Genomic DNA, 13,956 nt, shown 5'->3' with positions numbered 1-13,956 from the left:
CGGTCGGCCTGTGTGCCGGGCCTCGGGCTTCGCCTACGCGGCCCACCGGGTGGATCCGCTCCCCGGTCTCCCGGCGGGGCGCTCACCCCGACCAGAGGTACCGCCGTTCGGGACGGCCGGCCGTCCCGTAGCGCAGCCGCACCCCCACGCGCCCGGAGTCGGCGAAGAACTCCAGGTAGCGGCGGGCGCTGACCCGGGAGATCCCGGTGAGGGCGGCGCACTCGGTCGCCGACAGGTCCTCGGCGCCCCCATCCCCGGATCCCGCGTCTCCGGACCGGGCCGCGCGCTCGCGCAGCGCCCGCTCCACCAGGTCGGCGGTCTGCCTGGTCAGCCCCTTGGGCATGGCCTCGGCCGTCCGGCCGGGTGCCCGGCCCGCCGGCCGGGCCGCGCCGAACGCCCGGTCGACGGCCTCCTGGTCGGCCGCGCCGCTGTTCTCCAGGTCGCGGCGCAGCCGGGCGTAGTCACGCAGCCGCTCGATCAGGACCGCGGGCTCGAACGGCTTGATGAGGTACTGCACCGCCCCGCCGCGCAGCGCGCGGCGGACGGTGGCGCTGTCCCTGGCCGCGGTGATGACCAGGACGTCCACCTCCGGCAGATCCACGCCGCCGGATCCGCGCAGGCCGCGCAGCACTTCGATGCCGTTCATGTCGGGCAGGTAGATGTCCAGCAGGACCAGGTCCGGGCGCAGCCGGGAGACCATCTCCAGCGCCTCGGCCCCCGTCATGGCCTCACCGACGACGGTGAAGCCGGGGACGCGCTCCACCAGACCGCGGTGGACCCGCGCGACCATGAAGTCGTCGTCGACGATGAGCGTTCTGACCTGCGGATCCGTGGTCCGGTCTGCCGTCGCCTCTGGCGCGTTCAACGTGTACCTCCGGTGTGGTGCCGTCCCGGGCGGTGGGGGATGGTCGGCATCAGGTCGTTCCTTCGGGCTCGGACGGGCTGTCGGTCGGGCTCTCGTTCAGGACGGCGACGAACTCCGAACCGGAGACGGTCGCCGACCCGCCCCGGCGCGCGCAGACCAGTCCGACGATGGCCAGTCCCAGGCCGCGTTTTCGCCCTGATCCGCCCTTGGTCGTGAATCCGTGCTGGAACACCTCACCGGCGAGTTCGCTGGGCACGCCCGGCCCGGAGTCGCGGACCGCGACGCGGACCGGATCTCCGCCACCGCCGACGACCTCGACCTCGACCCAGGGACGCTCGGCGCCCCTGCTGGTCGGGGCGACGGCGTCCAGGGCGTTGTCGATCAGGTTGGCCACGACGGTGACCAGGTCGTCGGACAGCTCCTCCGACACCGGGTCCAGGCCGGTCCGCGGGGAGACGCGCAGCCGTGTGCGCTGTTCGTCGGCCAGGCTGGTCTTGGCGATGAGCAGCGCGGCCAGCGAGGGATCGTTGACACGGCCGGTGACGTCGGCGCTGAGCTGGGCTCGGGCCCCGCCGACCTGGCTGACGTACTTGGCGGCCTCACCGTACTCGCGCAGCTCCAGCAGCCCGGAGATGACGTGCAGCCGGTTGCTGAACTCGTGCGCCTGGGCACGCAGGGTCTCGGTGGTGGTCTGGCTGGTGTCCAGTTCGTGCTGGAGTTCGACCAGGTCGGTGCGGTCGCGCATCGTCGTCACGGATCCGTCGGCGCGCCCCGCGGTCATCAGCGGCATGCGGTTGAGGGCGACCAGCCGGTCGCCCAGCGCCACGACGGTGTCGCGCCCCTGGACCCGGCCCAGGAGCACGTCCTCCAGCTCACCGCCCACGTCCAGGTCGGCCAGGGTGGCGCCGACGCAGTCGGGCGGCAGGCCGAGCAGACGGACCGCGGCGTCGTTGGCCAGCGTGACCCGGTGACCCGCGTCCAGCCCCAGGACACCCTCCTTGATGCCGTGCAGCATGGCCTCGCGGTGTTCGACCAGCCGTGCGATCTGGTCGGGCTCCAGGCCCAGGGTCTGACGTTTGACCCGGCGGGACAGCAGCAGGGACCCGGCCACCCCGGTCACGCTGGCGATGCCCAGGTAGACCAGGAGATTGGGGGTGGCCAGGGCCAGGAGCTCCCACGTTCCGGGGTAGTCCACGCCCGCGACCACGACGCCGAGGATGGTGCCGCCCTCGCCGATGACCGGGACCGCCGCGACCACGGCGCGGTCACCCTCGATCTCGGTCACGCCGGTCCAGGCGCGGCCGCGCAGGGCCGAGGCGAGGCCCGGGTCGTCCTGGGACTCCTCGCCCTCGGGGCCGGGGGCCAGGGTCAGGGCCCGGCCGTCCCTGTCGTGGACGACGAGGTGGTCGGCGCTGGAGAGCGCGCGGACGCTCTCGACATGGGGCGCCAGCACCTCCGGGTGGCCGGAGGTCTCCAGCCCCGCGCGGATGATGTCGCGTGCGGCGGTGCTCTCGGCGACCGAGAGCATGCGGCGGCTCTCGGTCTGGCGCAGGCGGGCGTCGGACTGGGCCATGGACACGGCGGCGACCATGACCAGCACGGTGACCACGATGACCAGCTGGAGTGCGAGGAACTGCCCGGCCAGCGTCGTGCGCGGCGCCCCGAACCTCATCAGTGCGCCGCCCTCTGCGCCCGCGTGAACACAACGACCACAACGTTCCTTAGGACCAATGCCCGCACAAAAGACACAACGCTTTTCACCCGTGTTTCCCTCTGCTTGCCTGTGTGTTGCATCACACACAACCGGAACATACCCGGCCACATCCCCTACGGAGAAATCATGTCTCGCCTGACGAAGACGCATGTCAGTCCCGGTGCCCCTGGTTCGGGCACGTTCCGCCGCACCCTCGGGCTCCGCGCGGTCGCGGTCACCGCGGCCCTGCCCCTGATGCTCACCGCCTGCGGCGGTACCGACGACGGCGTCGCCGAGGACGGGAGCTGGGCCCCGACCCAGGCGATCGAGATCACCGCGCCGGCCGCCACCGGCGGCGGCTGGGACACCCTCGCCCGCACCAGCGCCCGCCTGCTGGAGGAGGAGGGGCTGGTCGACCACTCACCCCAGGTGGTCAACAAGCCGGGTGCCGGCGGCGCCATCGGCTGGGGTTACATCGCCAACAACGCCGGCGACCCGCACAAGCTGTTCGTGACCAGCCCGCCCATCCTGCTGGTGCCGATGGCCGGCGACTCCGACCACGACCACAACGACTTCACACCGATCGCCCGCCTTGCGACCGACTACATGGTCTACCTCGTGGCGGCCGACTCCGACATCGAGACCTTCGCCGGCCTGGCCGAGCAGGTGGAGTCGGGCGACCTGAGCGTCGGCGGCGGCTCCGGCCCCGGCAGCATGGACCACGTCGCCCTGGCCGGCGCCCTCCAGGCCGCCGGAGCCGACGCCACCCAGGCCAACTACATCCCCTTCGACGGCGGGGGCGAGGCCCTGACCTCCCTGCTGGGCGGTCACGTGGACGCGGCCGTGGTGGGTGTCGGAGAGGCCCTGGGCATGCTGGAGTCGGGCGACCTGCGCGCGGTGGGCGTCTCCTCGGCCGAGCGCGTGGACGCCGTGGCGGAGGTGCCGACCCTGGTGGAGCAGGACGTCGACTTCACCTTCGACATCTGGCGCGGCGTGATGGGCCCGGCGGACCTGACCGAGGAGCAGGTCGCCTACCACGAGACCCTCTTCGCGGACCTCATGGAGACCGAGGCGTGGAAGGAGGAGTCCGCCCGTCTGGGCTGGACGGACGCCTACCAGGGCAGTGAGGAGTTCGGGGTGTTCCTGGACGACACCCGTGGCGAGTTCGCCGAGATCCTGACCGAGGTCGGCCTCCAGTGAGCGAGAAGAGCACGGAGCGCGGGAGCGCGCCGGCGGTGGGGGCGGCTTCGGGCCGCCCCCGGAAGCCCTGGGGACCGCGGGTCCCCGTCCTGCCGGAGCGGGCGTTCCGGTTCTCGCCGCGCACGCTGGGCGTCGCGATCGCGCTGTTCGCGATCGGTTACCTGGTACTGGCGTTCCAGATGCCCGACTACACGGCGGTGGACGTCCCGGTCCAGCCCTCGACCCTGCCGCGCTGGCTGGGCGTGGTGCTGCTGGTGCTGGCGGTACTGCTGTTCTTCCAGCGTCCCCAGGTGGACGGGGAGCCCGAGGCCGCCCCGACGGAGGGGGCCGCCGAGGGGGCGGCCGGGGGGACGGCGGACGCCGAGACCGTGGACACGGCCGCCGACGTGGCCGCGGACACGTCGAAGGGCGAGGCCCGGCTGGGCCGCTTCGAGGACACCCGGCTGGAGATCGGTCTGTTCGTCGCCGCTCTGGTGGCCTACGTCGCCCTGTTCGAATTCCTGGGGTTCATCCTGGCCACCGCCCTCTACCTGGGATCGATGACCTGGTATCTCGGCTACCGCCGCCACCTGGTCAACGCCGTGGTCGCCATCGCCCTGCCGTTCGCGCTCTACGCGGGCATGACGTGGGGCCTGAACGTGGCGCTGCCGAACGGCCTGCTCCCCTTCTGACCCGAAACCAAGGAATTCCCACTCATGGGCATGCTCGACCAACTCCTGTACGGGTTCAGTATCGCGCTGACCCCGGAGAACCTGCTCTACGTCTTCATCGGCGTCCTGGCCGGAACGATCATCGGCATCCTGCCGGGGCTGGGGCCGATGAGCGCGATCGCGCTGATGATCCCCATCGCCTACGGCATGGATCCCACCTCGGCGATCATCATGCTGGCCGGGGTGTACTACGGGGCGATCTTCGGCGGATCGACCTCGTCCATCCTGCTCAACGCACCGGGTGTGGCCGGAACGGTCGCCACCTCCTTCGACGGCTATCCGATGGCCCTCAAGGGCCAGGCGGGCAAGGCACTGGCGATCGCGGCGGTCTCGTCGTTCGTCGGCGGAACCATCGGCGTCGTGGGCCTGATGGCCATCGCCCCGAGCCTGGCGTCGTTCGCCGTCAGCTTCGGTCCCACCGAGTACTTCGCGCTGATGGTGCTGGGGTTGACCGCGGTGGTGTCCCTGGGCGGGCGCAACCTGACCAAGGGTCTGATCTCGGCGGTGGTCGGTGTGATCGTCGCCCTGGTGGGCATCGACTCCCAGACCGCCATCACCCGGTTCACCTTCGACCGACCGGAGCTGTACGAGGGCGTGGAGTTCCTCATCGTGGCGCTGGGCGTGTTCGCGCTGGCCGAGGTGCTGGTGATGCTCAACCGGCGCGGGAAGGGCGGCGTGCGCAAGGCCGTGACCTCGCTGCGGCTGTCCCGCGGTGAGCTGGCCAGGATCACCCCACCCACGCTGCGCTCCTCGGTGCTGGGGTTCTTCACCGGTGTCCTGCCCGGGGCCGGGGCCACGGTGGCCTCCTTCCTGGCGTACTCCATGGAGAAGAAGATCGCCCGTGACGGGAAGTCCTTCGGACAGGGCAACCTGAAGGGCGTGGCCGCGCCCGAGGCGGCCAACAACGCCGCGGCGGTGGGGTCGTTCGTGCCGCTGATGACCCTGGGTGTGCCGGGATCGGGCACGACGGCCATCCTGCTGGGCGCGCTGATGGTGCTCGGTGTGCAGCCGGGACCGACGATGCTGACCGACAACCCCGGCATGTTCTGGGGCGTGGTGGCGTCGATGTACCTGGGCACCGTGGTGCTGCTGGTCCTGAACCTGCCGCTGATCCCGGTGTTCGCCAAGGTCCTCAACACGCCCAGGACGATGCTCCTCCCGCTGGTCGTCGTATTCTGCGTGGTGGGCGTGTACGGGCTCAGCTTCAGCGTGTTCGACCTGGGGCTGCTGGCCGCGTTCGGCGCGATCGGCTTCCTGATGCGGCGCAACGACTTCCCGGCAGCCCCGCTGATCCTGGGTCTGATCCTGGGTGGTCTGATGGAGACGAACATGCGGCGGGCACTACAGATCTCCGGCGGTGAGTGGTCGGTGTTCGTCACCGAGCCGATCTCGGCCGGTCTGCTGGTCCTGGCCGTGCTGTCGCTGCTGCCGTCCCTGGTGCGCGTGGTGCGGCGGCGCCCGGCCGCGGGCACGCCCGCCGAGGTGTCGGCGCCCGTGGACGGGTCGGAGGAGCGGACCCCGACGCCACGGGGTTGACGGACGGTCGAGGAGCACGAGGAAGAAGCGGGCGGAGTGGACGAGTACGACCGGATGGCCGGGACGCACGCGATGAGTCGCCGTGCCGTCCTGGCCGCCGGCCTCGCCCTGGCCCTGGCGGGCTGCCGGGAGCCCGGACGGCAGGACACGATGCGGATCATGGTGCCGACCCCGCCGGGCGGCGGGTTCGACCACACCGCCCGGACCCTGGCGGCCGTGATCGAGGAGATCGGGGCGGTCTCCGACATGGCGGTCTTCAATCTGGCGGGGAGCACGGGAACCGCCGCGCTGGCCCGCCTGGTGTACGAGCGCGGCACGGCGGACCTGCTGTTGCAGATGGGGCTGGGCCTTGTGGCCAACACCCACGTCGACTCCGCCGCCGACTCGGTCACCGAGGCCACCGCGCTGGCCCGCCTGATCGAGGTGCCCGAGGTACTGCTGGTCCCGGCCGACTCGGAGTACGCGACCATCGACGACGTGGTGCGGGCCTGGCGGGCGTCCCCGGGCACGATGCGGGTCGGCGGCGGATCGACCCCGGCGGGGCCCGACCACCTGGTGATCATGCTGTTGGCGGAGGAACTGGGCATCGCCCCCGCCGACGTGGTGTACCGCTCCTACGACGGCGGCGGCCCGATGCAGGCCGCGCTGATGGGCCACGCGGTCGACTTCGCCGCCGCGGGGCCGAGCGAGCAGCGCGCCGCGATCGACTCCGGCCAGCTGCGGGTCCTGGCGCTGACGGGGCCGGAGCCGGACCCGGGAATCGACGCGCCGACGCTGACGCAGGCCGGGATCGACCTGGAGTTCATGAACTGGCGCGGGCTGTTGGCCCCGCCCGGCCTGGCCGACGACGACCTCGCGTGGCTGCTGGCGCTGGTGGAGCGGGTACACGCCTCACCGGAGTGGGAGGAGCGCCTGACGCGCAACCGGTGGACCGACGCCTACCTGGCGGGTGAGGAGTTCGCCGCGTTCCTCGCCGCGGAGGACGAGCGCACCGGGCGGACCCTGGAGCGCATCGGCCTGGCCTGAGCCCGGCTCCGCCGGGGCATCCTGCCCGGCTCGCGTCGAAGCGGGGCCGGGGCCCGTCGCGGACGCCGGCCCCGGCCGCCGGTCAGAGCCAGACGAGTTCGGCGCGCAGCCGCCGGGCGGCGCTCTCCGGACAGGCTCCCCTTGATGATCGAGCGGTCCAGGATGTTGTAGATGACGGTGCAGCCGTCGGGGAGCGCCATTTCCTGCGCTCCAGCACGTGGCGACGCTGAACTTTCAGCTCGACCAACCGGTCGATGTGCTGCTGCGAACCACCGGAGGCGGGGAGGGTCGCCCGCGTCACCGCCCGGGCGTAGTCCTCGGTGGCGAGCAGCGCGTGGATGACGCTCGGGTGGTGGCTCCGCAACCGGTCGGCCTCCGCCTCCAGCCCGACGTAGCTTCCCGGACCGGAGGGCAGGACGTCATCGTAGTCGTCCCGCCAGTTCTCCTCGGCGGTGTGCCTCGACATCGCGGCGAACCGTTCGCGCTGCTGGGCATCGGTCACCTCGGACAGGTCCATGAGGACGCGAAGCTCGCTCGGCTTGACGACCCGCTTGCCGTTCTCGATCCGGCTGAGCGTGGCTTCGGACAACCCGGACTCCCGGGCCACCTGCGCGTTGGTCATCTCTCGCTGTTCACGCAGCCTGCGGAGATCCATCCCCAGGCGTCGCCGCCCAACGGTCGCGTCACCCATGCGCCCCTCCTTCACGTAAGGGCATAGGCACGCAGCGTAGTTGTTTCAATAGTTTTCATGAAAGTTCTGAAAGCTAGACCCGATCAACCCTGACGACATCGTTTGCAGCCATGCAGACGCGCTCTTCCAGGAAGACCTGCGACCCCTCGAAGTCCTGGCGGCAGGCGGCGATGAAGGTGGCGACGGAGCAGGTTCGGACGAGAAGGTCGCTGGCCGCGGGGACCAGCGGGCCTCTCTGCCGCTTGCCGTCATTCACTCCCGAGGAATGTCGGCCGCCCGCCAGATGCGGACCGGGGCGACGGGAAGCCGTGGCCCCTACCAAAAGGTCCCATCCCCGTGTGCGCGGGGCTCACCCGCGCGGCAGCAGCACCAGGACCGGGAGCTGCGTCCCATCCCCGTGTGCGCGGGGCTCACGTGGTCCCGCCCCTTCCGGGCCCTGGTCACCACGTCCCATCCCCGTGTGCGCGGGGCTCACAGTTCACGACCTGAGCAAACGCGGGACGTTATCTCCACGTTATGTTCACTGCGGCGCGACTCAAGCCGATGCCTCCGGACACTGTGGCATGAGAACCGGCACTGGCTCAAGACAAGCCGTCAGGACCCAGCGGCCGGAGTCAGCACGCACGTGCACGCTCACGCTCCAAGGCGGGGCGAGGCAGATGTGTGCGGCCTTTATCCACATTGGCCTGGAACAGAGGGGATTCCTCCCCCAGCCCCCTGGGGCGAGAGAAAGCGATTCCTGCTTCGGGCGGATGGGCGACCTCATACGGCTGACGGGGTGGTGTCGGCGCGGGATGGAAGAATCCCAGGATGCACCTGAGAATCGACCCGGACCGCCAGGTCACCCCCTCCGCATGTGACCACTGCGGTTCCGAGCACCTGCGGATCTGCGGATTCCTCAACAATGAGCACGGCGCGTTCGCCATCTACTACGCCTCGCTCTACGACCACGGCGGGGTGCACGAGACCTACGTCGACGTGGTCATGGACGACGTATGGAACGGCAGCCCCCTGGAGCCCAGCCCCAAGCGGACGACCTTCGGCTGCCGTGTCGGGCCGGTGGAGGGCGCCCCCGTTCCCGCGTGCTCGCTCGTACAGGCGGCGCGATTCCATGAGGGCGACCCCTTCCACGGGGACCGCCTCGACCGGGACAGGGCCCTCCCCCACCCGTGGCCGCCCCTGTTCTGGGAGACCATGGACCACCTCCTCGAACACGAACCCGACGTTCACGCACACGTGTACTGCGTCAACGCCGCCCCTCAGGAGAACTGAAAAGCCCGTGGCACCCGGCCGAGCGGAAGCCACGGGCGATGGGAGGGTCAGATGCGGCGGGCGGCCTCTTCCCAGAGGGTCTGCGGGCCTTCGGGGCGGTAGGTGACGGTCTCGGCGGAGGCGGCGACGACGCGACGCAGGGCGGCCAGGTCTCCGTCGATGGCACCGACGGCGCGGGCCTGGACCAGCAGGTTGCCGATGGCGGTCCCCTCGGCGGGACCCGCGATGACGGGGAGGCCCACGGCGTCGGCGGTGAGCCGGCAGAGCAGCGCGTTGTTCGCTCCGCCGCCGACGATGTGGACCACCTCCACGTCCTTGCCGCTGAGTTCGGCGGCCTGGTGGACCGCCTTCCGATAGGCCAGCGCGAGGGAGTCCAGGATGCAGCGGGCGACCTCGGCATCGCCCTCCGGCGGACGCTGGCCGGTCTCGGCGGCGAACGCGGCGATGCGCGCGGGCATGTCGCCCGGCGGCAGGAACCGCGCGTCCTCCACGTCCACCACGCACCCCAGCGCCGGGACCCGGGCGGCCCGCTCCAGCAGGTCGGCCAGGTCCACGCCCCTCCCCCGCTCACGCCAGGTGCGCAGGGACTCCTGGAGGAGCCACAGGCCGCTGACGTTGCGCAGGTAGCGGACGGTGCCGTCCACTCCGAGTTCGTTGGTGAAGTTCGCGGCCCGGGAGGCCTCCGTGCGGACGGGGGCGTCCAGTTCCACCCCGACCAGCGACCACGTCCCCGAGGAGACGTAGGCGAAGTTCGGCGTGGTCGCGGGTACCGCCACCACCGCCGAGGCGGTGTCGTGGGAGCCCACCGCCACCAGCGGGGCGCCGACCGCGCCGCCCAGGTCGCCGCGCAGGGGCGCGATCACCGTTCCGGGTTCGACCAGGTCCGGCAGCAGGCTTCGGGCGTCGACACCGAAGGAACCGGCGAGCACGTCCAGTCCCTCCTGCGCCCAGCGGCGTTCGCGCACGTCCACCAGGCCGGTGGTCGAGGCGTTGGTCAGCTCCGCGACCTTCACCCCCGTCAGCCGGTACCCCAGCAGGTCGGGGATGAGGAGGAGATCCCGAGCAGCCGACATGCGGGCGCTCCCCGCCTCGGCGGCGAGCTGGAACACCGTGTTGAACGGCTGCACCTGGAGCCCGTTGACCGCGTACATCCGATCGGCGGGCCAGTGTCGGAAGACCTGTTCGGGAACCCCTTCGGTGCGTGAGTCGCGGTAGTGGACCGGGTTGCCGATCAGCACACCGTCGGCGTCCAACAGGCCGTAGTCCACCGCCCAGGTGTCGATGCCCACCGAGGCCGGGGCGACCCGCCGCAGCCCCTCCACCACCCCCGCGTACAGGGACGGCAGGTCCCAGTGCAGGGTGGTGCGGTCCCCGGCGGGCACGGCGACCGGGCCGTTGGCGAACCGGACGATCTCCTCGGTGCGCAACCGCCCGTCCTCGACGCGGCCGGCGATGACCCGGCCGCTGGAGGCGCCCAGGTCGACCGCGACGTGAACGCTCATCGCAGGAAGGCCGCGGCCACACCGCCGTCGACGGGCACGTGCAGGCCCGTGGTGTGCGACAGGTCCCCGGCGGTGAGCGCGAACACGGCGTTGGCCACGTGCTCGGGCAGCACCTCCCGGCCCAGGATGGTGCGCTGGGCGTAGAACCTGCCCAGGTCCTTCTCCTCGACCCCGTACACCTTGGCGCGTTGGGCACCCCAGCCGGCGGCGAAGATGCCCGAGCCGCGCACGACGCCGTCGGGGTTGACGCCGTTGACGCGGACGCCGTGGCCGCCCAGCTCGGCGGCGAGCAGGCGCACCTGGTGGGCCTGGTCGGCCTTCACCGCGGAGTAGGCGATGTTGTTGGGGCCGGCGAACACGGCGTTCTTGGAGGCGATGTAGACGATGTCGCCGCCCATGTCCTGGGCGATCATGATCCGGGCGGCCTCGCGGGAGACGAGGAAGGAGCCCTTGGCCATGACGTCGTGCTGGAGGTCCCAGTCGCGTTCGGTGGTCTCCAGCAGCGGCTTGGAGATGGACAGACCCGCGTTGTTGACGACCAGGTCCACGCCACCGAAGGCCAGGCAGGCCTCGCCCAGGGCGCGGGCGACGGCGTCGGCGTCGCTGACGTCGCAGGCCACACCGACCGCCACGTCGGAGTTCCCGATCTCGGCGGCGGCCGCGGCGGCCTTGTCGGCGTCCAGGTCGGCGATGACCACGCAGGCGCCCTCGGCGGCCAGGCGGGTGGCGATGGCCTTGCCGATGCCGCTCGCGGCACCGGTCACCAGGGCGACCCGGGTGGCCAGCGGCTTGGGCTTCGGCAGCCGGGCCAGCTTGGCCTCCTCCAGCGCCCAGTACTCGATGCGGAACTTCTCCGACTCCTCGATGGGCCGGTAGGAGGACACGGCCTCGGCGCCCCGCATGACGTTGACGGCGTTGACGTAGAACTCGCCCGCCACCCGTGCGGTCTTGGCGTCCTTGCCGAAGGAGAACATGCCCACGCCCGGGACCAGCACGATCGCCGGGTCGGCGCCGCGGATGGCCGGGCTGTCGGGGGTGGCGTAGCGCTCGTAGTAGGCGCGGTACTGCGCCCGGTACTCCTCGTGGAGTTCCTTCAGACGCTCGGTCACCCGCTCCAGGGGGGCGTCGGCGGGCAGGTCCAGGACCATGGGCCGGACCTTGGTGCGCAGGAAGTGGTCGGGGCAGGAGGTGCCCAGGGCGGCCAGGCGCGGGTGTTCGGCGCGGGCCAAAAAGTCCAGGACCACGTCGGTGTCGGTGAAGCGACCGACCTGGGGGTGATCGGTGGAGGCCAGGCCGCGGATGACCGGGGCCAGCGCGGCGGCGCGCTCGCGGCGTTCGGTCTCGGGCAGGGCCTCGTGGCCGGGCAGGACCGGGCCGAAGGGTTCGGGGCGGCCCCGCTCGGCGATGAAGCGCTCGGCGGCGCGGATGATCTCCAGCGAGTTGGCCTCGGACTCCTCGCTGGTGGAGCCCCAGGCGGTGATGCCGTGGCCGCCGAGGATCGCGCCGATGGCGTTCGGGTTGGCCTTGGCGATGGCGGAGATGTCCAGGCCGAGCTGGAAGCCGGGGCGGCGCCAGGGCACCCATACGACGCGGTCGCCGAAGCACTCGCGGGTGAGGGCCTCGCCGTCGGCGGCGGTGGCCAGGGCGATGCCGGAGTCGGGGTGGAGGTGGTCCACGTGGGGGGCGTCGACGAGGCCGTGCATGGCGGTGTCGATGGAGGGCGCGGCGCCGCCCTTGCCGAAGAGGCAGTGGTCGAACGCGGCGACCATCTCGTCCTCGCGCTCCTCGCCGGGGTAGACGTCGACGAGGGAGCGCAGCCGGTCCAGGCGCAGGACGGCCAGGCCGTCCTCGGTGAGGGTGCCCAGGTCGCCGCCGGAGCCCTTGACCCACAGGACCTCGACGGGCCTGCCGGTGACGGGGTCGGGGCGCTCGCCCTTGGCGGAGGTGTTGCCGCCGGCGAAGTTGGTGTTGCGCGGATCGGAGCCCAGGGCGTTGCTGCGGGCGATCAGTCGATCGACGGCGTTGTCGGACACGGGTTCCCCCTGCTGGTCGGTGCGGTGCGGACGGGACTGCGGGTCGGTGGTGCTCACGCGCCCCACCCGGCCTGGGTGCCGCCCTTGCGCTCGGCGGTCACGCGGTCCATGTAGCCGGAGCGGGCGTGCGCGGCCATGGGGTCGGGGTCCAGGCCCTGCTCGGCGCGCAGGTCGGCCAGCAGGGGGCGCACGTCGGTGTTGTAGGCGTCCATGAGGACGGCGTTGGCGGCCAGGACGTCGCCCTCGCGCTGGGCGACGGCCAGGGCGTCGGCGTCCACGAGCAGGGCCTTGGCGGTGGCCTCCTGCACGTTCATGACCGAGCGGATCTGGCCGGCGATCTTGGGTTCGATGTTGTGGCACTGGTCGAGCATGAACGCGACCTGCGTGTCGGCGTCCAGGCCGCCGCCGCGCACGACCTCGTACATGACGCGGAAGAGCTGGAAGGGGTCGGCGGAGCCGACCATGAGGTCGTCGTCGGCGTAGAAGCGCGAGTTGAAGTCGAAGGCGCCGAGTCTCCCCGCCCGCAGCAGGAACGCGACGATGAACTCGATGTTGGTGTGCGCGGCGTGGTGGCCGGTGTCGACGCACACGACGGCCTTCTCGCCCAGTTCGAGGCAGTGGGCGTAGGCGGTGCCCCAGTCGGGGACGTCGGTGGCGTAGAAGGCGGGCTCGAAGAGCTTGTACTCCAGCAGCATGCGCTGGTCGGGGCCGAGCCGGTCGTAGACCTCGGAAAGGGCCTCGGCGAGGCGGTCCTGGCGGGCACGCAGGTCGTCCTGGCCGGGGTAGTTGGTGCCGTCGGAGAACCACAGCTTGAGGTCGCGCGACCCGGTGGCGTCCATGATGTCGACGCACTCCAGGAGGTGGTCGACGGCCTTGCGGCGCACGGCGGGGTCGGGGTTGGTGACGCTGCCGAGCATGTAGTCGTCGTCCTGGAAGACGTTCGAATTGATGGCGCCTACGGAGATGCCGAGGTCGGTGGCGTGGGCGGCCAGGGCGGCGTGGTCGTCGACCCGGTCCCAGGGGATGTGGAGGGCGACCGTGGGGGCGACACCGGTGAGGCGGTGGACCTGGGCGGCGTCGGCGAGCTTCTCCCAGGGGTCGCGGGGGACGCCGGCCTGGGCGAACACCTTGAAGCGGGTTCCGGAGTTGCCGAACGCCCAGGAGGGGAGCTCGATGTGCTGGCGCCGCAGGACCTCCAGGGCGCCGGCGCGACGGTCGGAGGACGATGTGGCCACGGCGGGTCTCCGTTCGCAAGGGGTGTTCGCATCGACCAGGGCGACCCTGGAGCGAGTGACTTGAATCGTTTTACACGATTCAGTGCGAAGGTTATCCCTGGGATCACAGAGACGTCAAGATGCGCACCTGAAGGGAGATGGCACGGCGAACGAAGCGAGCTTGAATCGTTTTTACCCCAGGCCGCCCGGGACC

Annotated in this window: 11 protein-coding genes; 5 read left to right on the top strand and 6 right to left on the bottom strand. The window is 71.4% G+C overall.

Annotated features, from left to right (window positions below):
• Positions 1 to 82: 82 nt before the first annotated feature.
• Positions 83 to 865: a response regulator gene (locus tag PWG71_RS24560; RefSeq protein WP_274812356.1), complete on the bottom strand. Its 783-nt coding sequence runs from the start codon at positions 863 to 865 to the stop codon at positions 83 to 85.
• Between the two features lie 49 nt (positions 866 to 914).
• On the bottom strand, positions 915 to 2,537 hold the full coding sequence (locus tag PWG71_RS24555; protein WP_274812355.1) for a sensor histidine kinase: 1,623 nt from the start codon (positions 2,535 to 2,537) through the stop codon (positions 915 to 917).
• Between the two features lie 168 nt (positions 2,538 to 2,705).
• Between PWG71_RS24555 and PWG71_RS24550 the strand changes: the two genes are divergently transcribed.
• From PWG71_RS24550 to PWG71_RS24535, 4 genes are read left to right on the top strand one after another with little or no spacing between them, the layout of a single operon-like run.
• Complete coding sequence (locus tag PWG71_RS24550; protein WP_274812354.1) at positions 2,706 to 3,758, top strand: tripartite tricarboxylate transporter substrate binding protein; 1,053 nt, start codon at positions 2,706 to 2,708, stop codon at positions 3,756 to 3,758.
• On the top strand, positions 3,755 to 4,429 hold the full coding sequence (locus PWG71_RS24545) for a tripartite tricarboxylate transporter TctB family protein (RefSeq protein ID WP_274812353.1): 675 nt from the start codon (positions 3,755 to 3,757) through the stop codon (positions 4,427 to 4,429). The genes PWG71_RS24550 and PWG71_RS24545 overlap by 4 nt, the downstream gene beginning before the upstream one ends.
• Positions 4,430 to 4,453: 24 nt before the next feature.
• On the top strand, positions 4,454 to 6,004 hold the full coding sequence (locus PWG71_RS24540) for a tripartite tricarboxylate transporter permease (RefSeq protein WP_274812352.1): 1,551 nt from the start codon (positions 4,454 to 4,456) through the stop codon (positions 6,002 to 6,004).
• Positions 6,005 to 6,040: 36 nt separating this feature from the next.
• Entirely contained in the window at positions 6,041 to 7,030 is a 990-nt protein-coding gene (locus tag PWG71_RS24535) for a Bug family tripartite tricarboxylate transporter substrate binding protein (protein ID WP_274812351.1), read from the top strand.
• 82 nt (positions 7,031 to 7,112) lie between these two features.
• Here the strand turns inward: PWG71_RS24535 and PWG71_RS24530 are convergent, their stop codons facing one another.
• Positions 7,113 to 7,721, bottom strand: coding sequence for a Scr1 family TA system antitoxin-like transcriptional regulator (locus PWG71_RS24530; protein WP_274812350.1), 609 nt, complete (start codon positions 7,719 to 7,721; stop codon positions 7,113 to 7,115).
• A gap of 810 nt (positions 7,722 to 8,531) precedes the next feature.
• Here PWG71_RS24530 and PWG71_RS24525 point away from each other — a divergent pair.
• Positions 8,532 to 8,993: a hypothetical protein gene (locus tag PWG71_RS24525; RefSeq protein ID WP_274812349.1), complete on the top strand. Its 462-nt coding sequence runs from the start codon at positions 8,532 to 8,534 to the stop codon at positions 8,991 to 8,993.
• 47 nt (positions 8,994 to 9,040) lie between these two features.
• Here PWG71_RS24525 and PWG71_RS24520 read toward each other — a convergent pair whose 3' ends face one another.
• From PWG71_RS24520 to rhaI, 3 genes are read right to left on the bottom strand one after another with little or no spacing between them, the layout of a single operon-like run.
• Positions 9,041 to 10,495, bottom strand: coding sequence for a rhamnulokinase (locus tag PWG71_RS24520; RefSeq protein ID WP_274812348.1), 1,455 nt, complete (start codon positions 10,493 to 10,495; stop codon positions 9,041 to 9,043).
• Positions 10,492 to 12,594, bottom strand: coding sequence for a bifunctional aldolase/short-chain dehydrogenase (locus PWG71_RS24515; RefSeq protein WP_274812347.1), 2,103 nt, complete (start codon positions 12,592 to 12,594; stop codon positions 10,492 to 10,494). The genes PWG71_RS24520 and PWG71_RS24515 overlap by 4 nt, the downstream gene beginning before the upstream one ends.
• Complete coding sequence (gene rhaI, locus PWG71_RS24510) at positions 12,582 to 13,763, bottom strand: L-rhamnose isomerase (protein WP_274812346.1); 1,182 nt, start codon at positions 13,761 to 13,763, stop codon at positions 12,582 to 12,584. Before rhaI ends, PWG71_RS24515 begins: the two co-directional genes overlap by 13 nt.
• Between the last annotated feature and the right edge of the window lie 193 nt (positions 13,764 to 13,956).

The organism is Nocardiopsis sp. N85, assembly GCF_028882275.1.
In the GTDB taxonomy this organism is placed as follows: Bacteria; Actinomycetota; Actinomycetes; order Streptosporangiales; family Streptosporangiaceae; genus Nocardiopsis; species Nocardiopsis lambiniae.
Note: the sequence above shows the minus strand (reverse complement) of the source record. Positions and strands in the feature narration are given on the sequence as shown.